Consider the following 18,685-nt stretch of genomic DNA (forward strand, 5'->3'; position numbering starts at 1 on the left):
TGGGCCGCGCGGGAAGCTGAGGTGTATGCGCCCCGAAGCCATGTGGGATGTGCGGGGACCGAGGTGGCGCATCAGCCCCTGCCTTCGAAACTTTCCGTGACGCGCTTGCGCACCTTAAGGCCAGCGGACCTGTCCTGACTCCGTTCTTTCCGTGCAGGTACTCTCCTTGCGATGGCTGTTAGTGGCTCGTCAAGCGGCCAGCTGTTGCACCAGCAGGAAGCCAACCACGACCTGCCGCCGGCAGTCGCGTTCCACATCCTCGACGCCACGAACCGCCTGACGACGCACTACCGCCCGATCCCACTCACCACGTCCTGATCCCCCTACGGGACGCGGTACTGGTCGGCGTACTCCTCCCCGGCGGGGACGACGGTGATGACGTCGATCAACACCCCGTCGGGAGCGGCAACGATGAAGTGCCGCTGCCCGAACTCCTCGGTACGCAGCGGCAGCACCTCACTCAGCCCCGCCTCGACGACGAGCCGCTGATACTCGGAATCCACATCATCCACTTCGAAGTTGAGCAGCAGCCCACCCCGAAGCGCGGCGCGATGCCCCTCGGGGACGGTCGGATGACCGGACTCCAGGAGAGCCAGCTCGTACTGCGGAGCATCGGCCCGACGCAGACTGACGTACCAGTCCGCCTCGAAGGTCACCTCGAACCCGAGGTGACGGGTGTAGAAGTCACGGGCGGCGGCGACGTCCAGGGTCGCGAGCACCGGATAAAAACCGCTGAGCTTGGCAGTGGCCATGGCTGCACATCCATTCGTCACGCCGGAAACCCCCCGCCTCACATACCCAGGGTATGTGAACGTTTCCCGCTAGCATACCCCCGGTACGCGAAATGAGAAGGGGCCGGTACGGCGGCGGGCCAGTACCCGAGACGGAAGGGCGGTGCGCGCGATGGCGGTCACCAGGGCGGAGCAACGGGCGGCCACGCGGCGGGCGCTGCTGGCCGAGGGGCGCCGCCAGTTCGCGGCGGACGGCTACCACCAGGTGGTCCTGGCTGAAGTGGCGCGGGCCGCCGGGGTCACCAAGGGGGCCGCCTACCACCACTTCGACAGCAAGGCGGGCCTGTTCCGGGCCGTCGTCTCCGAGGTCCAGCAGGAACTGGGCGAGCGGGTCGCGACGGCGGCCGAGCGCCACGAGGACCTCTGGGAACAGTTCAGGGCCGGCTGCCGGGAGTTCCTCGCCGCCGGGACGGACCCGGCGGTACGCCAGATCCTGCTGGTCGACGGGCCGGCGGTGCTGGGCTGGGACGAGTGGCGAACCCTGGACGAACAGTCCTCGGCCCGCCACCTCGCAGAGGCGCTGACGGCCCTCACCACAGCTGGCCTGATCGCCCCCGACCAGCCGGTGGAGCCCCTGACCCGCCTCCTCTCGGGAGCAATGAACGAGGCGACCCTCTGGATCGCCCGAGGCGGCACCCCCCAAGCAGCCGAACAAACCCTGGACCGCCTACTGACGGGCCTCCGCACCGATCCGCCCGCGCCGACATCCTGAGGCCGCGCGGACCACACGACGCCGGGGCAACGCTAGAGGCACAGCCCCTCGTACGCCTCACGAAGTTCCCGCGCCTCGGGAAGCCGGCGCGCCTCGACGGCTCGGACGATCTCCAGGACCCGCCAGTGATTCGCAGGCAGAAGACGCCCGGAAGAAATCGCTCTTGTGGCTGCGTCGGTGGCCTCATCGAGTCGGCCGAGGGACAGCAACGTCAGTGCGAGGTCGAGATGAGCGGTGACGATGCGGCGAGGCCACGCCGCCGAATCGGTGCCGGGGGGCAGGTGGCCGATCACCTCGCGCGCGGGCGCCTCGGCAGCGGGATCACCGATCCACGCCAAGGTGGTCGCCGCGTACGACGTCGCCTTGTCGGGGTCGTACTGGAAATGGTGCTCGGGCCGTGCCCTCATGACCATGGTCGACGCGAGCCGTTGCACGCGCTCTATGGCGCCGTACGCCGCTGCCTTCTCCCCGAGTCGTGCGCGTGCCCGCCCCTCCTGCGCCGTCGCCTGGACCGCGACGGAGCCGCCGCGAGGAGCAATGCCCTGGGCGGCTCGGGACAGCTCGACGGCTCGCTGATAGTCACCTGCGGTGAGGGCTCGCCACGCCTGGGTCTCGTACGCCCAGGCGCGGATCTCCGGGTGCTCCGCGTGCTGGGCGAGCAAGGCCGCAGTGCGGAGCCTGGACGTGGCGGCGCCAGCCTCTCTGAGATCGACGTGAAGCGTCGCCGCGAGCAAGGAGAGCCACCCGCCGAGGATGAGTAGACGGCGGTGTTCGCCGAGTGTCGTCCGTTCGTCCAGGAGTTTGGTCACGTACGCGGAGTGCCGGCGTACGTCCCGCAGGAGAGCGGACGGTTGAGCCGTCTGGTACGCCACGGCCATCCCGTCGAACGCCGCTTCCAGACACTCCAAGGTCTCCGTGCCGACATCGCTCGCCTCTACGCGGCGCGCGAGTTCCACGGCCTCCAAGTCGTCCTCCGAGCCGACCCCTTCACCTGGCGGCGGCTGCACCGGGCTGCTCCTCACCGGCCCACTGACCAACGCTGCCAGCGTGCCCTCTGCCTCTACGAGCTGATCGAGGCCGCGTGCCAGGTTCACGGAGGGTGCTTGCTTCCCGCTCAACACGCGGGACAGGTATGTGGGGTCAAAGTTGAGCGCACGGGCGGCTCGGCGCATCGACATTCCCCGTTCCGCGAGAGCGGCGCGGGCGCGGGTGGCGAACTCGGTCATGGGCTGCCTCCATACGAAGCGTTGACCGGACTGTCCACGGTAGTCAACGCCAGGCAACTCCTCTCCGGCGCGCGGCTGTCGAAGTATCGACCGATAGAGGGCCCCGGCGACTGTGCGACCGGCCCCCGGGGTGTGGCCGATCTGAATGGAACAGACCGACATGACGGACGACATCCGCACCCGCCCCCGCACCCCCAGCACAGACGGAACGGTGCCCGAGAGCACAGAGCGGTGCCCTATCGGCACGCTGGTCATCGACACCGCGAGACAGCGCCTTGGTCGCGTGATGGGACACGAAGGCCCCTACGTCCAGCTCCGCCCTCCGAGCGGCGGACGCGAGTGGGGCGCAGACCCCGCGCGCATCCGCCCCGCCGACGAGAACGAGATCCTACGCGTGAGCGTGGCCGCAGTGACCGGGACGCAGCAGGACCGGACACAATGACCTCCCAGTCCGAGGTGCCTCCGCTTCCCGATCCGAAGGCACTGAGCAATCTTCAACTGACGGAACAGGCCTGCGCACTCTGCGGCACACGCCTGTTCCACGACCGCCTGCTCGGCACAGTCACGTACCGGGACCACCTCGGCAGAAACTCCACCGCGCAACTGTGGGCGTGCGCCCCGGAGTGCCGCCCCTGACACCGCGCCGCGTTTCCGGGGCAACCTTTGGGCCCTGGAAACGAAGAGACCCCCACCTCAACCAGGTGGGGGTCTCTCCGCTGCCCTGGCTGGGGGGGGCAGCCGTCGGCGCGCCCATGCACAGGTGCACGGGGCGACTGTCAGGTGGAGCGGGTGGAGCCGCTACGGCCCTTGCGGTTGCGATGGTGTGGCCGGCGGTATCTTCCAGCGACTCGGGGTTGTCGCGCGGCCGCCCCGGCGGTACGGCGGCGGTGCTCCAGGACGGCGATCCACCATGCCAGTCGATCACTGGACTTTTCTGGGATGAGCAGCCGAAGGGCCCGGAGGCAGAAGTAGGCCAGGGTAGCGAATGCGACGACCAGGCAGGCTGCCCACCAAGGCAGGCCAGTGCCCATGGCCCCAAGGATCTCGATCACGACGTGAGTGCTTTCTGTCGACAGCGCAGAGGGACGAGGGACGTACGGCTGACTAGGTACGTCGCGAGCGAAGGCGGAGTGTGGCGCTTCCGAGCGTGATGGCGAGATTGTCGTGTGCCGACACCGTCCTGGCCCCGGGAATGCCGATGACCGAATCAGTCATTGCCGCGGCCAGGTCGTCTGGATAGGGGTATGAGTCCCATCGCAGCTCCCAGCTGTCACCGGCACCTTGTAGGTTCCGGTCTTCACCGAGGCTGCGGTCGTTGTCGAGCCAGCCGGGGCGCCGCAGAGGGTCATAGAACCAGTTGCCGATGGCCCACCCGCGGTGAGGGTCTCGTGCTGAGATGCGGCAGAAGACGCCAGCCAGAAGACACTGTGCGTGCTCAGTCATCGGAGGCACGCCGGCCAGCTGTTCGCGTTCGTCAGGGGTGAGCGGAGCGTCCACGGTGAAGAAGTCGACATAGGACTCACTTCGTGCGCCGGCAGGCTTTCCTGAGGGATTATTCGTGACTACGAACTGGGCGTTGGTAGGCAGATGGCGCATGACATAGGTGCCGTACCCACGGAGCTCCTCAACCCTCAGGCCCGGCAACCCGCCTACCCCATTCGGCTCCGGGAGCAGGTAGTCGACCACGTTATGGGGCACGTCAGTGATGAGCACCATGCGATGGAACCGTGGGGAAGCAGTGATGGTGTACGCGGAGAGGGTAGCCATGTGCCATCCGGCGGGAGTGCTGTAGTCATACCCGCGATTCAGCAAGCCGAGCGCGAGCAGTGCACGTAGTTTTCGTTGCCCTGGAGCACAGGCATCCAGCCCTGCGGAGTGGTCGCGGGCGATGCCTGCTTTGGCTGCGTCGAACCCCTCGCCGGTGTACAGCGAACGAGTACGCGCCGCCATTTTTCGCTGGCTTTCGGGCATGCTTCACCTCACCGCTGCCCGGTCAGCGCATCAGGGCCACATACCGTGTGAAACCAAGCTTCGTCTGCTGTTTCGCGGAGTAGGTGCTCCACACCCTGCACAGCTTCTGTGAGTACCGGGCTCACATACTTCTGCTGGCCAACCGGGCCTCCGCGGACCGGCATTCGCTTGCACTGTACATGATGTCTGCCTATTTCCGTGTTGAGTTGTAGGGGAGCCCTCAGATGTAGAGGTGGAGAGAAGGGCTGATGGGCGCTTGATGACGTGCCTCGGTGTGCATGCTCTCGACCGGAAGGCTCTGGAAGGCCCGCTCCGCCCGCGTCGGCACCTCGCCAGAGGCACGATGAAGCGTTGCCAACCCAGTGAGGGCCGTTACCCGAATCCGGGTAACGGCCCTCACTGGTCAAATCTGAACCACATCGGGAACTGGCTGGGCGGTGCACAAGCGGTGCACGAGGCGGTGGGAAACAGCCGGGAACCAGTCAGTCGACCCCGCGGTTTAGATGTCGAAGTACAGCTCGAACTCGTGCGGGTGCGGGCGCAGCTGGATCGGGGCGATCTCGTTCGTGCGCTTGTAGTCGATCCACGTCTCGATCAGGTCGGACGTGAAGACGCCGCCCGCCTGGAGGTACTCGTTGTCCGCCTCGAGGGCGTCGAGGACCGCGGGGAGGGACGTCGGGACCTGGGGGACGCCCGCGTGCTCCTCGGGGGCGAGCTCGTAGAGGTCCTTGTCGATCGGCTCGGCCGGCTCGATCTTGTTCTTGACGCCGTCGAGGCCCGCGAGGAGAAGGGCCGAGAAGGCGAGGTACGGGTTCGAGGACGGGTCCGGCGCGCGGAACTCGACGCGCTTGGCCTTCGGGTTCGAGCCCGTGATCGGGATACGCATGGCCGCGGAGCGGTTGCGCTGCGAGTAGACCAGGTTGACCGGGGCCTCGAAGCCGGGGACCAGGCGGTGGTACGAGTTGACCGTCGGGTTCGTGAAGGCCAGCAGCGACGGGGCGTGCTTGAGGATGCCGCCGATGTAGTAGCGCGCGGTGTCCGAGAGGCCCGCGTAACCCTGCTCGTCGTAGAAGAGCGGGTCGCCGTTCGCCCACAGCGACTGGTGGACGTGCATGCCCGAGCCGTTGTCGCCGAAGATCGGCTTCGGCATGAACGTCGCGGTCTTCTCGTTGCGCCAGGCGACGTTCTTCACGATGTACTTGAAGAGCATCAGGTCGTCGGCCGCGGCGAGCAGCGTGTTGAACTTGTAGTTGATCTCCGCCTGGCCGGCCGTGCCGACCTCGTGGTGCTGGCGCTCCACCTGGAGGCCGTTCTTGTCGAGTTCGAGGGAGATCTCGGCGCGGAGGTCGGCGAAGTGGTCGACCGGCGGGGCCGGGAAGTAACCACCCTTGTAGCGGACCTTGTAGCCGCGGTTGTTCTCGACCGCACCGGTGTTCCAGGCGCCGGCCTCGGAGTCGATGTGGTAGAAGCTCTCGTTCGCCGACGTCTGGAAGCGGACGTTGTCGAAGACGTAGAACTCCGCCTCGGGGCCGAAGTAGGCCGTGTCGGCGATGCCGGTGGAGGCCAGGTACGCCTCCGCCTTCTTCGCCACGTTCCGCGGGTCACGGCTGTACTGCTCGCCCGTGATCGGGTCGTGGATGAAGAAGTTGATGTTGACGGTCTTGTCGCGGCGGAAGGGGTCCACGCGAGCCGTCGACAGGTCGGCGCGGAGCGCCATGTCGGACTCGTGGATGGCCTGGAAGCCACGGATCGACGAACCGTCGAAGGCCAGCTCCTCGTCCGGGTCGAACGCCGCCGCCGGGATCGTGAAGTGCTGCATCACACCGGGCAGGTCGCAGAAGCGGACGTCGATGAACTTGACGTCCTCGTCCGCGATGTACTTCTTCGCGTCGTCGGCGTTCTGGAACAACATCCAACTCCTCCTACTCCCGCCCGGGGCGGGACGGGGTTGCAGCTCGGGTTGCAGCTCGTCGTGCGGCCAGTGCGGTGGCACACGCTGGGACCCGACCATAAGGACGGGGGATTTCTCAAGCATGACCCATTTGTTTCGTCGAAGTTAACCGGCGCGAGGGTGATGCCGTCACCGGCGCGAGTGCGGCATCCGGCACGCCTGTCCCGCGTCCGTGCCGCATCCGTCCCGCCCCGGCTCGCTTCCGACCCCGCCCGCCCCCGTGGAACAAGGGGCGCAGTACCTTTGACGGGTGGACAAGAGGCAAGCAATGGGATCGTGGTTGTCCGGCCCGCGCGCGGCCGCCGAGGACGCCGGTGTCGACTTCGGGTACCGGGGCCAGCAGCTCGGCCTGCCCGAGGAGGGGCCGGGAGCGATCGCGCGCCCCGGCCGCCGCATCGGCGCCATCGCCGTCGACTGGGGCCTGAGCATGCTCATCGCATACGGCCTGTTCGCTCGCGGTGACCAGCAGGCGATGGGCAACTGGGCCCTCGGGATCTTCTTCCTGATGAGCCTGTTGACCGTCGCCACGGTCGGCTGCACCCCGGGCAAGGTCCTCTTCCGGCTCCGCGTCATCGCCGAGAACGGCGGCCGGCTCGCCCCCGGGTGGGCCCTGGTCCGCAGCGTCCTGCTGTGCCTCGTCGTCCCGGCACTGATCTGGGACCGCGACGGCCGCGGCCTCCACGACCGCCTCTCCCGCTCCATTCAGATCCGCATCTGATCGAGCCCGAGCCCGAGCCCGAGCCCGAGCCCGAGCCCGAGCCCGAGCCTCGGCTCATCGGGTCATCGGGTCAGTCAGAGGAAACGGGCCGCTACTCGCAGGTCCGACACCAGCCCCGCGTACGCCTCGTCCCGGTCCTTCGCGCGCAGCACCGCCGAAGGGTGCACCGTGGCGAGGAAGCGGCGGCCGTCCTCGCCCTCGCCTTCGTCCGCGCGTTCGCTCCCGTCCGGGCCCGGCGCCAGTGGCAGCTCCGTTCCCGTCGGCAGCGTGAGCAGAGCCCCTCGCGCCTCCGTCACCTTGAAGGAACTGCCCAGCAAGGACTTGCCGGCCGTCGCGCCGAGGGCCACGACCAGCTCCGGGTTCACACGCTTCAGCTCCGCCGCGAGCCAGGGGCGGCACGCGGTCAGCTCGCCGAGGCTCGGCGCCTTGTGGATACGGCGTTTGCGGCCCTCGGTGACCGGCGCGAACTTGAAGTGCTTGACGGCGTTGGTGAAGTAGGCCTGGTCCTCTTCGAGCCCCGCCTCCTCCAGCGCCGAGCGAAGCAGGCGTCCCGCGGGGCCCACGAACGGCTCACCGGCCCGGTCCTCCTGGTCGCCCGGCTGCTCTCCGACCAGCATCAGCCGTGCGCGGGAGGGGCCGGCGCCGAACACGGTCTGCGTGGCGGCCGCGTACAGCGGGCAGCCGCGGCAGTCGGCGGCCGCGCGGCGGAGCGCGGGAATCCCGCCCCGCGCGGGCACGTAGGGAGACGCCCCGCCGGGTTCCTTCTCGCCCGTACGACCCGTACCGCCCGTGCTGCCCCCGCGGCCTGCACGATCCGCGTGGCCCGCGTGGCCCGCGTGGCCCGCGTGGCCCTCGCGGCCCTCGTGGTCCCTGCTCGGCATGGCGCCTCCCGCGGCGCGGCCAGCGTCTCACCGGGCGCCCGCACCGGCCAACGGGCGGCGGCGTCAGGGGGGACACGGGGGCCACCTGGCGGCGGCACGCGGAAGGCCCCGGACCCAAACGGGTCCGGGGCCTTCGTGAGAAGCGGATCGCTACTTCGTCTTCGGGCCGCCGCGAGGCATCCGCATGCCCTTCGGCATCGGCCCCTTCGGGAGCGGCATGTTCGACATCAGGTCGCCCATCGCGCGCAGCCGGTCGTTCGTCGCCGTGACCTGCGGGCCCGTGAGGACGCGGGGGAGCTTCAGGAGCGTCGTGCGCAGCTTCTTCAGCGAGACCGTGTCCTCGGTGGTGCCGACGATGACGTCGTGCACCGGGACGTCCGCCACGATGCGGGCCATCTTCCGCTTCTCGGCGGCCAGCAGCGCCTTCACGCGGTTCGGGTTGCCCTCCGCCACCAGGACGATGCCGGCCTTGCCGACGGTGCGGTGCACCACGTCCTGGCTGCGGTTCATCGCGACCGCGGGGGTCGTGGTCCAGCCGCGGCCGATCTTGTCGAGCACCGCGGCCGCCGCACCGGGCTGGCCCTCCATCTGCCCGAAAGCGGCACGCTCGGCCCTGCGTCCGAAGACGATCGCCATCGCGAGGAAGGCGAGCAGGAAGCCGAGAATGCCCAGGTAGATCGGGTGGCCGATCAAGAAGCCGATCGCGAGGAAGACACCGAAGGTGACAATTCCCACCGCCGCGATGATCAGGCCGATCTTGGAGTCGGCCCGCCGGGTCATCTTGTAGGTCAGAGCGATCTGCTTGAGTCGCCCTGGCTCCGCGGCCGCATCCGCCGCGGTGGTTTCCTTCCTCGCCATGCCGTGAAGTCTACGTGGCCCCGGAGGCAACTACGACGTGCGGGTTGTCGTCACAGTCTCTTCGAGTACGCGCAGTGCCTCGACCCGGTCCTTGGCGCGGCGCCGGTCCTCCAGCACGGAGGTCCAGGCGTTGCGCCGTGCTGTGCGCTGGCCGCCGCTCATCAGCAGCGACTCGACGGCGCGCAGGGCGGTGGAGACGGACGGGATGGCGGTGGCGCGAACGGGCGCGGCCTGCATGATGGGGCCCTCCTGGAGAGCGGCTCGGGTGGGGGGAGCGGCTATGGGTAAGGCTGTACGTGCGGTAGTACCAGGGTCACTGATTGGTGTTACCAGGGCGTGACCGGCCGGTCAAACACCGATGAAACCTTGACGCGGGGCCCCGAAACGCTGACGCGGCCCGTACGGTCCCGTTCACCTGCGGGGATCGTGCGGGCCGCGTCATTACGGCCAGTACTGGGCGGTAGTCGCTTGTGCGGCGATTCACACGGTCTGCGCCCGCACGGCGAGTGCCCGCGTCACACCGTCGACCGGACCTGCGGTCACACCGCCTGCGAGGCCACGTACGAACCGCGCTTCTCGATCGCCATCTGGTACAGGCGGCCGGCCCGGTACGAGGAGCGGACCAGCGGGCCCGACATCACGCCGGAGAAGCCGATCTGCTCGGCCTCGTCCTTCAGCTCCACGAACTCGGCGGGCTTCACCCAGCGCTCGACGGGGTGGTGGCGCGGCGTGGGACGCAGATACTGGGTGATCGTGACGAGCTCCGTGCCCGCCTCGTGCAGCTGGCGCAGCGCCTCGCTGACCTCTTCGCGGGTCTCGCCCATGCCCAGGATCAGGTTGGACTTGGTGACCAGGCCGGCCTCGCGGGCCTTCGTGATGACCTCGAGGGAGCGCTCGTACCGGAAGCCGGGACGGATGCGCTTGAAGATGCGCGGCACCGTCTCGACGTTGTGCCCGAGCACCTCGGGGCGCGAGGAGAAGACCTCGGCCAGCTGGTCCGGGTCGGCGTTGAAGTCGGGGATGAGCAGCTCGACCTTGGTATAGCCCTCGGCGCGCTCCGCCGTCATGGCGTGGATCTGGCGCACGGTCTCCGCGTACAGCCAGGCGCCGCCGTCCTCCAGGTCGTCGCGGGCGACGCCGGTGATCGTGGCGTAGTTCAGGTCCATCGTGACGACGGACTCGCCGACGCGGCGCGGCTCGTCGCGGTCGAGGGCCTGCGGCTTGCCGGTGTCGATCTGGCAGAAGTCACAGCGCCGCGTGCACTGGTCGCCGCCGATGAGGAACGTCGCCTCGCGGTCCTCCCAGCACTCGTAGATGTTCGGACAGCCCGCCTCCTGGCAGACCGTGTGCAGGCCCTCGCTCTTCACGAGTTTCTGCAGGGCGTTGTACTCGGGGCCCATCTTCGCCCGGGTCTTGATCCACTCGGGCTTGCGCTCGATGGGGGTCTGGGCATTCCGGACCTCCAGGCGCAGCATCTTGCGTCCGTCGGGTGCGACTGCGGACACATCGGCTCCCTGTAGCTTCGATTCTTCGGCGCACACCAGGGTACGCCCGTGATGTCGTTGGGCTTACTTCCGGCCAACCTCTGGCCAACGGGGTGCATTCCCCCTAGGCGCCGGCGGGCTCGGTCTGCTTCTCGACGACCCGCGGCTTCAGCTCCGCGTTCTCCAGCACCTCCCGCAGATGCCGCTCCGCGACGGGCAGCACGTCCGCGATGGTGATCTCGCGGTCCAGCTCGTACGAAAGGGACGTCACGCCCGCGTCGCGGATGCCGCACGGGATGATCCGGTCGAACCAGGTGTTGTCCGGGTTCACGTTCAGCGCGAAGCCGTGCATCGTGACGCCCTTGGCGACGCGGATGCCGATCGCGGCGATCTTGCGGTCCTCACGGCGCTGGCCCGCGTTGGACGGGGCGTACTCCGGGCCGTTGAACCGGGCGTCGAACTCGTCGTCCTGGAGGCGCGGGTCGAAGTCGAGGGAGAGCCCGCCGAGCGCGGGGCGCTGCTCCACCGGGTCGCCCAGGACCCAGACGCCGCTGCGGCCCTCCACGCGCGTGGTCTCCAGGCCGAACTCCGCACACGTACGGATGAGCGCCTCTTCCAGGCGGCGCACGTGCGCCACGACGTCCACCGGGCGCGGCAGCTTCTGGATCGGGTAGCCCACCAGCTGGCCCGGCCCGTGCCAGGTGATCTTGCCGCCGCGGTCCACGTCGACGACGGGGGTGCCGTCCAGCGGGCGCTCGCTGTCCTCGGTGCGGCGGCCCGCGGTGTAGACCGGCGGGTGCTCCAGGAGCAGACAGGTGTCCGGCACCTCGTCGGCGAAGCGGGCGGCGTGCACGCGGCGCTGCTCGTCCCACGCCTCCTGGTACTCCACGGAGTCCGGGCCGAAGCCCAGCCGGACGAACCGAAACTCACTCACGGCAGGTGCCTCCCTGAACGTTCACCGTGCACATATCGCGCCCCAGCCACTGTACGGGCCCCCTCCGGCGGCAACCTCGGCCCGGGTTCCTCACACGATCGGATGAATGACCGAGGAAGGCGCCTCCACGGCCTGTGATGGCCGTTACATTCGCGCCGTTCACGAGGCCATAAGGGCTGCTCAAGGCAGGCCCGAAAGGCAGGAGACCGCACAGCCGATGACGGAACGACCCCCGCAGCGCACCCCCAACCGCCAGCTAGCCGCGCTCATCTCGGAAGCCGGGTTCTCCAATGCGGGCCTCGCCCGCCGCGTCGACCAACTGGGCCTGGAGCACGGCCTGGACCTGCGTTACGACAAGACATCCGTGACCCGCTGGCTCCGCGGCCAGCAGCCCAGGGGCACCACACCCGCGCTGATCGCCGAGGTCTTCACGAGACGGCTCGGCCGGCGCCTGTCCGCCCAGGACCTCGGACTCGACGCGTGCGCTCCGGTGTACGCGGGGCTGGAGTTCGCGGCCACTCCCGAGGAGGCCGTCGACATCGTCGGCGGACTGTGGCGCAAGGACTCCGGAAGCCACGCGGAGCTCCGGAAGATCGCGTTCACCCCGGCCGGGCTCGTGGTGCCCAGCCGGGACTGGCTGATCGGCCGCGCCGACGAACGCGTCGGGCGCGGAGACGTGGATCCGTCCCACGTGCGCGTGCCCGCACAGGGACGCCCCGCCGTGCCCAGACAGCGGCAGGGACCCGAGCGCGGCCCCGGGCAGCGGGTCAGCAGCGGGGACATCGCCGCGCTGCGCTCCGTGGGCGAGCTCTTCCGCGCCCTCGACCACGCGTACGGCGGCGGGCACGCCCGCCAGGCCCTGGTCCGCTACCTGGAGCACGAGGCGGAGCCGATGCTCCGCGGTGTCTACGGAGAACAGGCCGGGCGGCGGCTCTTCGCGGCGGCCGCCGACCTGACCCGCCTCGCGGGCTGGACGTCGTACGACATCGCGGCCCACGGCCTCGCCCAGCGGTACTACGTCCAGGCGCTGCGCCTCGCGCAGGCGGCGGGCGATCGCGCGTACGGCTCGTACGTCCTGGTCACGATGAGCCGCCAGGCCGTCTACCTCGGCCATGGCCGCGAGGCCGTGCAGCTCGCACGCGTCGCCCAGCAGGGCGTCGGTTCCGCGGCGCCGCACGTCGTGCAGTCCCTGCTGTACGCCGCGGAGGCGCGCGGGCACGGGGTCCTAGGCGAGGTACGGGCCTGCACCGCGGCGATCGGGCGGGCCGAGCGGTCGCTGGAGGCGGCGCGGCCCGGCGACGAAGTGCCGCACTGGGCGCGGTTCTTCGACGAGGCGCAGCTGGCGGACGAGCAGGCGCACAGCTACCGCGACCTGCAGCAGTACCGCGCCGCGGCCCAGTACGCCGAGCGCTCGCTCCAGCTGCGCGCCCCCGCCTTCGCGCGCAGCCGCCTCTTCTGCCGGGTCGTCCTCGCCACCGCGCGGCTCGGCCTCGGTGAGCTGGAGCAGGCCTGCCAGCTGGGCGCCGAGGCCGCGCAGGCGGCGGGTGAGATGCGGTCCGCGCGGGCGCACGAGTACGTACGCGAATTCGAGCGCCGCCTGGAGCCCTACCGGGACGCCGCTCCGGTGCGGGGATACCGGGACAGGGTCGCGGCGCTGGGGTGAGCGCGGGCCCCGCCGGGATCGCTCAGCCCAGGCGGGCGATCCCGGCGGGGCTCAACGCCTCGTCCCACGTGACCAGTTCGTCCAGGTCGCCCCGCAGGCTCGCCTTCTCCGTGCCGATGGAGCGCAGCGGGAGCGGGATCGACGCGTCGACGGCGCCGACCCGCTTCCCGTCGGCGTACAGGGCCGTGTGACCCGGTGTGGCCACCCAGGTCAGCCGGGTCCAGCGGTCCAGCGGCAGCGTGTGGCCGAAGCTGTGGTCCGCCTCGCCGTAGCGCGTGAAGCCGACCTCGCCCGTGCCGTGCTGCATCAGCTTCAGCGCGCCCGCCGCCGAGCTGAGCAGGACCTGGTCGCCGGTCCTGGCCGTCGCGCGGACACGCACCGACACCGTCCACGGCTCGGCGACGTCCAGACCGCCGAAGCCCACGCCGTCCCGGTCGGAGTCGAAGCGCCACGCCCGGCCGCGCACGCCGGGCACCGGGGTGGGGTTGTCGATGATGTACGAGGTGCCGGGCAGGTTCCCGGCCCTGTCCTCGGCGTAGAGGGTGTTGCCGGGGCTGCCCGCCCACGTCCAACCGCTCGGGTACGACGCGTCGTCGAAGGTCCAGTGGTGGCTCGGGCGCCCCTCGACGCGCGGCGGCACCGGGGCGGGTGTGGTGCCCGGAGGGTCGCCGATGCGGGTGGCGCGGGTCCGGAAGGCGGTGAGCGTGTCCGGTGTCGCCGAGCTGTTCCATGCGCGGTCGGCGAGGATCGCGCGGGGGCCCGCCATGTGCTGCTCGAAGTAGCCGTCGTCGGCCCAGAAGTTGTAGTCGGCCCAGTTCGTGACGCCGGAGCCGAGCATGTCGGGGGCGCTGCTCGGGGCCCAGCCGTCGTACATCCAGGGCTCGTCCGGGTACAGGTGGTGGTAGTTGTTCGGGGTGTTGTAGAACGGCCCGATCGCGATCTCGTCGTGGCCGGGGATCTCCGGCTCGGCGCCCGTGCCCTCCCAGGTGAGGAAGACGACCGGGGCGTGGACCTTCTGCCGCGGTGCGGGCAGATGCTCGGAGCCGTTGTAGACGGCGGTGCGCTTGCCGTGCGAAGTGACCACGTCGTCAAGGGTGTTGATGTAGCGGTTGAGGAGGTCGCCGAGGGTGGAGACGTCGGGGTCGGACGCCAGGCGGTCCTTCACGCGCGGGCAGTCGGCGAGCTGACCGGGGACCTCCTCCGCGCCGATGGAGAACAGCGGCGCGTCGAACCAGTCCGCGAACTCCGCCACGATCTCCTTCGACTTCGCGACGGCCCTGTCGCTGGTCATGTCGATGATCCAGTCGGGCGTGAGGTGGGAGTGCGTGTGGGCCGCCGTGCACGGGGACGGGCCCGAGCCGAAGCCGATGCCGAAGGTCTCGCTGATCACCGTGGCGTGCCCGGGGAGTTCGAGGCCGGGCATCAGCTGGACGTGGTGGCGGGCGGCGAACGCCTTCAGGTGCTCGATGTCGGCGCGGCTGTAGCTGTGCTCCGGGTCGGCGAGGCCGGGGAACCTCGGGCTGTCGAGGCGGAAGCCCTCGGACTCGGAGAGGTGCAGCAGGAGCGTGTTGAGCTTCTGGTCGCCCATCCGGCGGATCAGGTTCTCCAGGTAGGGCATCCGCCAGTACTTGCGGCCCGCGTCCAGGTGGACCATGCGGATCGCCTGCGCGGGCCGGTCGTCGGCCGTGGCGCGGGGGACCTCGCGGCGGTCGTCGGCGGTGGCACGCAGGAGCTGCAGGAGGGTGCGGGTGCCGTAGAAGAGGCCGTGGGTGGAGGCGGCCTCGACACGGATGGGCCCTCTGCTGTCGAACCGGTATCCCTCCGCGCCCGGCGCGCCCTTGCCGGTGAGCGTGAGCACGATGTCGCCGGGCGCCGGGTCGCGGTCACCGGTGACGCGCGGGGCGATGCCGGTGACCTCCTCGATCTCCGTACGCAGCCGGGTGGCGAGCCCGCGCACGGACTGCCGGGCGGGGCCGGGGAGTTCGGCGCGTCCGGCGGGGAGCGCGGTGGCGGACGCGGCGCGCGGGTCGATGAGGATGCGGGTGGCGCGGGTGAGCGCGGTGCGGCCCTCGAAGGCCGTCCAGCCGGTGGGCCGGGGGATGACGGAGGGCGGCGCGGCGTCTTGGCCGACGGGCTCTTGGCGGGGCGCGTCGGCTCGGGCGGTGGGCAAGGCCAGAGCTCCCATGAATAGGCCGAGGATGAGCGATATCACCGGCAAGGTGCGACGCACTTCGGTCCTCCCCCTGCTTGGCGGTCCGGCTGGGACCGTAACCGCGTACTAACCGTGTGGCAAGGGAAGTTGCAGGGATTCGCGAGGGAAGAAGCCCCTGCGTGGGGGGCGCAGGGGCTTCCGGGGGAGCAGGACCAGAGATCGGATGGGTCAGGCCGCTGTGGGCAGCGATTCCTGGGCGGATGAAGAGGCGATGCCGAAGTCGGTGAGGACGGCGTGGGCCGCGCGCCGGCCCGAGTGCAGGGCGCCCTGGACGGTGCTGGTGTCCCGGTGGTCCCCGCACACGTACAGCCCGGAGAGCAGACGCACCGGGCGGCGCAGGTCGTGCGGGGGCGGCATCGCGGGCACGGCTTCGCGGGTGTGGTGGACGGCCAGCGGCTCCCAGCGGTGGGTGGGCGTTCCGTACAGGGCGGCGAGGTGCGCGAGGACGGCGGACTGCTCCGGCGGCGGCCCGAGGATGGTCGAGGAGACGAGGACGCGGTCGGCGGGTGCGCGCGAGGGGTCGACGTGGCTGACGACCGCGGTGTGGGCGACCGGGCCCGCGCGGTCCGCGTCCAGGAGCAGCGCGGGCCCGTCGAGCGGCGGCTCGGGCGCCGTGTGGTGGACCACCGTCATCTCGTGGAAGGGCGGCACGCGCAGGCCGGGGAGCAGGTCGGCGGCGGCGCGCGCGTCGGTGGCCAGCAGGACGGCGCGGCACGGGATCTCGCCATGCTCGGCGGTCCTGACGGAGCTGGTGGAGACCGAGGTGACCCGTACGCCGGTGCGTACCGTGCCGGCCGGGAGGGCGGTGGCGAGGAGTTCCGGCACGGCCTCGGCGCCGCCCTCGGGCAGACAGAGGCGGCCGCGCGCGAAGGCGTGCAGGGCGAGGTCCGCGCACCGGCTGGAGGTGGTCAGGCCCGGGTCGCAGAGGAGCGCGGAGAGCAGCGGACGCAGGAAGCCGTCGATGGTGCGGGAGGGCAGGCCGCGGGCGCAGAGGGCGGCCGCCGCCGGGAGCTCGGGCCGGGACAGGAGACGCTCGACGGGGGTCGCGCCGATGCGGGCGAGGGCGGCGCCGAGCCGGGCCTGGTCGAGGGGGGCGCTCGTCAGGGCGCGCGCCGCCGTGAGTGCGCCCCTCGCGCTCCGTCCGGGCAGGCGCTCGGCGGCGCGGTGGTGGCGGCCCTCGCTGTGCACGAGGAGGCCGGGCGCGAAGGGGCGCAGGACGAGGGAGTCGAGCCCTGGTGTCCGACGCAGTTCCGGATATGAGGTGGTCAGGAGCTGTCCGATTCTGTCGAGCCGGAACCCGTCGACCTTCTCCGTGGCCATCCGGCCGCCGACGTAAGGGGCGGCTTCCAGGACTACGGTCGTTACACCGGCGCTGGTCAGCCGATGCGCTGCCGAGAGCCCGGCGGCCCCGGCTCCCACGATGACGACGTCCGCATGGTGCGCATGCTCTGGCACGTGCCCCTCCCGAGGTCGCGCGGCTGCTGGGGTGCTCATGCCCCCGACAGGGCTCCGGAATACCCGAGTTCGACACGAGGGTAGGAGCGGTTCCGGTCGGAAGGAGTCGCGCGTCGACCGGGCACGGTCGCACGCCGGTCGCACAGCGGTCACGTGACGGAAGGCGAGCGGTCCACTTCTGTCATAGGCGTACGCCGGGCACATCGCCCCCGGCGTACGCCTCGGCGCGGCCGGGCCAGATCACTCCGGCGGGGCCAGATCACTCCGGCCGGGCCAGGTGACTCCGGCCGGCCCGCACCCCTCAGCGCAGCGCCGCCCGGATCGCCTCGTCGATACCGGGGAACGCGAAGGAGAAGCCCGACTCCAGGAGCCGCGTCGGCAGCACCCGCTGGCTGCCGAGAACGTCCCCCGCCATCTCCCCGAGCACCACACGCAGCGCGGGCGCGGGCGCCGGGAAGAGCGTGGGCCGGCGCAGCACCCGCCCCATCGCCGCCGTCACCTCACGGTTGGTCACCGGCTCGGGCGCCGTCAGGTTGAACGGCCCCGACAGCGTCTCCGTGTCGATCAGATGCCGCAGCGCGGCCACCTCGTCGTGCAGGGAGATGTGGCTCCAGTACTGCCGGCCGTTGCCGAGGCGTCCGCCGAGCCCCGCCTTGAAGAGCGGGAAGAGACGGCCCCAGGCGCCGCCCTCGCGGCCGACCACGAGCCCGTTGCGGGCGAAGACGGTGCGGATGCCCGCCTGCTGCGCGGCCGCCGCGGAGGCTTCCCACTCCACGCACAGCGACGGCAGGAAGCCCTCCCCGGCCGGGGCGCTCTCGTCCACCGCGCGCTGACCGGTGTCTCCGTAGTAGCCGATCGCGCTGGCGTTCACGAACACCCGCGGCGGCTCGTCCAGCGAGGCCACGGCGGCGGCGAGCGTGCCGGTGCCGAGGACCCTGCTGTCCCTGAGCTCCCGCTTGTAGGCGGCCGTCCAACGGTGGTCGCCGATGCCCGCGCCCGCCAGATTGACGACCGCGGTACAGCCCGCGAGCCCGGCCTTGTCGACGTACCCCTCCTTGGGGTCCCAGCGCACCTCGTCCTTGGCACGTGGAGCCCTGCGCACCAGCCGCACCACGTCGTGCCCGTCGGCGGCGAGGGAGCGCGTGAGTGCCGTACCTACGAGCCCGGAGGCGCCGGTCACGGCGACGCGCGACTGTGTGGTTTCCATGGCTTCCATCCTGCCCCGGAAAACCGGGAGTCCGCCCGCCCGGTGAAGCCGAGGTGGCGCGCCACCCGTCCGCCGTACAGTTGCGCCATGCCGGACATGCACATACGTACCGCACTGCCCGAGGACGACGACGCGCTCGCCCGTCTCGACCGCGCCACCTGGTCCACGCTGCACGCGGTCCAGCCCCGCCCCCAGCCTCCCTACGAGCCCTTCTTCAACGACCGCTTCGGGCCCCACGACCACCTCGTCGCCGAGCTGGACGGGCGGATCGTCGGCTATGTGAAGCTCGGCTTCCCCACCCCGCTCCTCGTCAACGCGCACGTCCGTCAGATCCAGGGCTTCGTCGTCGCCGAGGAGGTGCGCGGCCGGGGCCTCGGCAGGCGGCTGCTCCGGGCGGCCATGGACGAGGCCCGCCGCCAGGGCGCGGTACGCATCACCCTGCGCGTCCTCGGGCACAACACACCCGCCCGCAAGCTCTACGAGGCGGAGGGCTTCGTCATCGAGGGCGTACTGCCCGGCGAGTTCCTGCTGGACGGTGCCTACGTGGACGACATCCTCATGGGCCGCCCCCTCTGACCGGCGAATGACCCGACGGACCGGCCCGGCGTGCGAGGGCGCCGCA

At 70.7% G+C, this 18,685-nt stretch carries 19 protein-coding genes; 7 read left to right on the plus strand and 12 right to left on the minus strand.

Annotated features, from left to right (window positions below):
- Positions 1 to 171: 171 nt before the first annotated feature.
- Positions 172 to 318, plus strand: a complete 147-nt coding sequence (locus AB0N81_RS39040; RefSeq protein WP_365367157.1) for a hypothetical protein — start codon at positions 172 to 174, stop codon at positions 316 to 318.
- Positions 319 to 323: 5 nt separating this feature from the next.
- Here AB0N81_RS39040 and AB0N81_RS39045 read toward each other — a convergent pair whose 3' ends face one another.
- Entirely contained in the window at positions 324 to 752 is a 429-nt protein-coding gene (locus tag AB0N81_RS39045) for a VOC family protein (protein WP_365367159.1), read from the minus strand.
- A 151-nt stretch (positions 753 to 903) separates the two neighbouring features.
- On the opposite strand from AB0N81_RS39045, the gene AB0N81_RS39050 reads away from it, so the two are divergent.
- On the plus strand, positions 904 to 1,503 hold the full coding sequence (locus AB0N81_RS39050; protein WP_365367161.1) for a TetR/AcrR family transcriptional regulator: 600 nt from the start codon (positions 904 to 906) through the stop codon (positions 1,501 to 1,503).
- Positions 1,504 to 1,535: 32 nt separating this feature from the next.
- Here the strand turns inward: AB0N81_RS39050 and AB0N81_RS39055 are convergent, their stop codons facing one another.
- Entirely contained in the window at positions 1,536 to 2,729 is a 1,194-nt protein-coding gene (locus tag AB0N81_RS39055; RefSeq protein WP_365367163.1) for a helix-turn-helix transcriptional regulator, read from the minus strand.
- A 160-nt stretch (positions 2,730 to 2,889) separates the two neighbouring features.
- Between AB0N81_RS39055 and AB0N81_RS39060 the strand changes: the two genes are divergently transcribed.
- Together AB0N81_RS39060 and AB0N81_RS39065 are read left to right on the plus strand one after the other, a co-directional pair.
- Positions 2,890 to 3,171: a hypothetical protein gene (locus AB0N81_RS39060; RefSeq protein WP_365367165.1), complete on the plus strand. Its 282-nt coding sequence runs from the start codon at positions 2,890 to 2,892 to the stop codon at positions 3,169 to 3,171.
- Positions 3,168 to 3,365: a hypothetical protein gene (locus AB0N81_RS39065; protein ID WP_365367167.1), complete on the plus strand. Its 198-nt coding sequence runs from the start codon at positions 3,168 to 3,170 to the stop codon at positions 3,363 to 3,365. Before AB0N81_RS39060 ends, AB0N81_RS39065 begins: the two co-directional genes overlap by 4 nt.
- Before the next feature lie 468 nt (positions 3,366 to 3,833).
- Here the strand turns inward: AB0N81_RS39065 and AB0N81_RS39070 are convergent, their stop codons facing one another.
- Positions 3,834 to 4,700 carry a hypothetical protein gene (locus AB0N81_RS39070; RefSeq protein ID WP_365367169.1) on the minus strand — a complete coding sequence of 289 codons (867 nt, stop codon included), beginning with the start codon at positions 4,698 to 4,700 and terminating at the stop codon, positions 3,834 to 3,836.
- 499 nt (positions 4,701 to 5,199) lie between these two features.
- Positions 5,200 to 6,609, minus strand: a complete 1,410-nt coding sequence (gene glnA, locus AB0N81_RS39075) for a type I glutamate--ammonia ligase (protein WP_365367248.1) — start codon at positions 6,607 to 6,609, stop codon at positions 5,200 to 5,202.
- Between the two features lie 292 nt (positions 6,610 to 6,901).
- Here glnA and AB0N81_RS39080 point away from each other — a divergent pair, with 292 nt between their 5' ends.
- Positions 6,902 to 7,369 carry an RDD family protein gene (locus tag AB0N81_RS39080; protein WP_365367171.1) on the plus strand — a complete coding sequence of 156 codons (468 nt, stop codon included), beginning with the start codon at positions 6,902 to 6,904 and terminating at the stop codon, positions 7,367 to 7,369.
- Positions 7,370 to 7,443: 74 nt separating this feature from the next.
- On the opposite strand, the gene AB0N81_RS39085 is transcribed toward AB0N81_RS39080, so the two are convergent.
- The 5 genes from AB0N81_RS39085 to lipB form a co-directional block, all read right to left on the minus strand.
- Positions 7,444 to 8,250, minus strand: coding sequence for a UdgX family uracil-DNA binding protein (locus AB0N81_RS39085; protein WP_365367173.1), 807 nt, complete (start codon positions 8,248 to 8,250; stop codon positions 7,444 to 7,446).
- A 150-nt stretch (positions 8,251 to 8,400) separates the two neighbouring features.
- Positions 8,401 to 9,108 carry a DUF4191 domain-containing protein gene (locus tag AB0N81_RS39090; RefSeq protein WP_365367175.1) on the minus strand — a complete coding sequence of 236 codons (708 nt, stop codon included), beginning with the start codon at positions 9,106 to 9,108 and terminating at the stop codon, positions 8,401 to 8,403.
- A 30-nt stretch (positions 9,109 to 9,138) separates the two neighbouring features.
- Positions 9,139 to 9,345 carry a hypothetical protein gene (locus tag AB0N81_RS39095; RefSeq protein WP_365367177.1) on the minus strand — a complete coding sequence of 69 codons (207 nt, stop codon included), beginning with the start codon at positions 9,343 to 9,345 and terminating at the stop codon, positions 9,139 to 9,141.
- Between the two features lie 302 nt (positions 9,346 to 9,647).
- Entirely contained in the window at positions 9,648 to 10,613 is a 966-nt protein-coding gene (locus AB0N81_RS39100) for a lipoyl synthase (RefSeq protein WP_365367179.1), read from the minus strand.
- 103 nt (positions 10,614 to 10,716) lie between these two features.
- Positions 10,717 to 11,526, minus strand: a complete 810-nt coding sequence (gene lipB, locus AB0N81_RS39105; protein ID WP_365367181.1) for a lipoyl(octanoyl) transferase LipB — start codon at positions 11,524 to 11,526, stop codon at positions 10,717 to 10,719.
- Positions 11,527 to 11,743: 217 nt separating this feature from the next.
- On the opposite strand from lipB, the gene AB0N81_RS39110 reads away from it, so the two are divergent.
- Complete coding sequence (locus tag AB0N81_RS39110) at positions 11,744 to 13,189, plus strand: regulator (protein WP_365367183.1); 1,446 nt, start codon at positions 11,744 to 11,746, stop codon at positions 13,187 to 13,189.
- 22 nt (positions 13,190 to 13,211) lie between these two features.
- Here AB0N81_RS39110 and AB0N81_RS39115 read toward each other — a convergent pair whose 3' ends face one another.
- The 3 genes from AB0N81_RS39115 to AB0N81_RS39125 form a co-directional block, all read right to left on the minus strand.
- The gene (locus AB0N81_RS39115) at positions 13,212 to 15,359 is read right to left on the minus strand and encodes a family 20 glycosylhydrolase (protein ID WP_365367185.1); all 2,148 of its coding nucleotides are present in this window, start codon (positions 15,357 to 15,359) and stop codon (positions 13,212 to 13,214) included.
- A gap of 210 nt (positions 15,360 to 15,569) precedes the next feature.
- On the minus strand, positions 15,570 to 16,856 hold the full coding sequence (locus tag AB0N81_RS39120) for an NAD(P)/FAD-dependent oxidoreductase (protein ID WP_365367187.1): 1,287 nt from the start codon (positions 16,854 to 16,856) through the stop codon (positions 15,570 to 15,572).
- A gap of 301 nt (positions 16,857 to 17,157) precedes the next feature.
- Positions 17,158 to 18,072 carry a TIGR01777 family oxidoreductase gene (locus tag AB0N81_RS39125; protein ID WP_365367189.1) on the minus strand — a complete coding sequence of 305 codons (915 nt, stop codon included), beginning with the start codon at positions 18,070 to 18,072 and terminating at the stop codon, positions 17,158 to 17,160.
- 78 nt (positions 18,073 to 18,150) lie between these two features.
- Here AB0N81_RS39125 and AB0N81_RS39130 point away from each other — a divergent pair, with 78 nt between their 5' ends.
- The gene (locus AB0N81_RS39130) at positions 18,151 to 18,639 is read left to right on the plus strand and encodes a GNAT family N-acetyltransferase (RefSeq protein WP_365367191.1); all 489 of its coding nucleotides are present in this window, start codon (positions 18,151 to 18,153) and stop codon (positions 18,637 to 18,639) included.
- Positions 18,640 to 18,685 lie beyond the last annotated feature (46 nt).

This window comes from Streptomyces sp. NPDC093510 (assembly GCF_040683555.1).
GTDB lineage: Bacteria > Actinomycetota > Actinomycetes > Streptomycetales > Streptomycetaceae > Streptomyces.

Coding starts and splice junctions, on each gene's coding strand:
- AB0N81_RS39040 (WP_365367157.1), top strand. CDS start 172: ATGGCTGTTAGTGGCTCGTCAAGCGGCCAGCTGTTGCACCAGCAGGAA.
- AB0N81_RS39045 (WP_365367159.1), bottom strand. CDS start 752: ATGGCCACTGCCAAGCTCAGCGGTTTTTATCCGGTGCTCGCGACCCTG.
- AB0N81_RS39050 (WP_365367161.1), top strand. CDS start 904: ATGGCGGTCACCAGGGCGGAGCAACGGGCGGCCACGCGGCGGGCGCTG.
- AB0N81_RS39055 (WP_365367163.1), bottom strand. CDS start 2,729: ATGACCGAGTTCGCCACCCGCGCCCGCGCCGCTCTCGCGGAACGGGGA.
- AB0N81_RS39060 (WP_365367165.1), top strand. CDS start 2,890: ATGACGGACGACATCCGCACCCGCCCCCGCACCCCCAGCACAGACGGA.
- AB0N81_RS39065 (WP_365367167.1), top strand. CDS start 3,168: ATGACCTCCCAGTCCGAGGTGCCTCCGCTTCCCGATCCGAAGGCACTG.
- AB0N81_RS39070 (WP_365367169.1), bottom strand. CDS start 4,700: ATGCCCGAAAGCCAGCGAAAAATGGCGGCGCGTACTCGTTCGCTGTAC.
- AB0N81_RS39085 (WP_365367173.1), bottom strand. CDS start 8,250: ATGCCGAGCAGGGACCACGAGGGCCGCGAGGGCCACGCGGGCCACGCG.
- AB0N81_RS39090 (WP_365367175.1), bottom strand. CDS start 9,108: ATGGCGAGGAAGGAAACCACCGCGGCGGATGCGGCCGCGGAGCCAGGG.
- AB0N81_RS39095 (WP_365367177.1), bottom strand. CDS start 9,345: ATGCAGGCCGCGCCCGTTCGCGCCACCGCCATCCCGTCCGTCTCCACC.
- AB0N81_RS39110 (WP_365367183.1), top strand. CDS start 11,744: ATGACGGAACGACCCCCGCAGCGCACCCCCAACCGCCAGCTAGCCGCG.
- AB0N81_RS39125 (WP_365367189.1), bottom strand. CDS start 18,072: ATGGAAGCCATGGAAACCACACAGTCGCGCGTCGCCGTGACCGGCGCC.
- AB0N81_RS39130 (WP_365367191.1), top strand. CDS start 18,151: ATGCCGGACATGCACATACGTACCGCACTGCCCGAGGACGACGACGCG.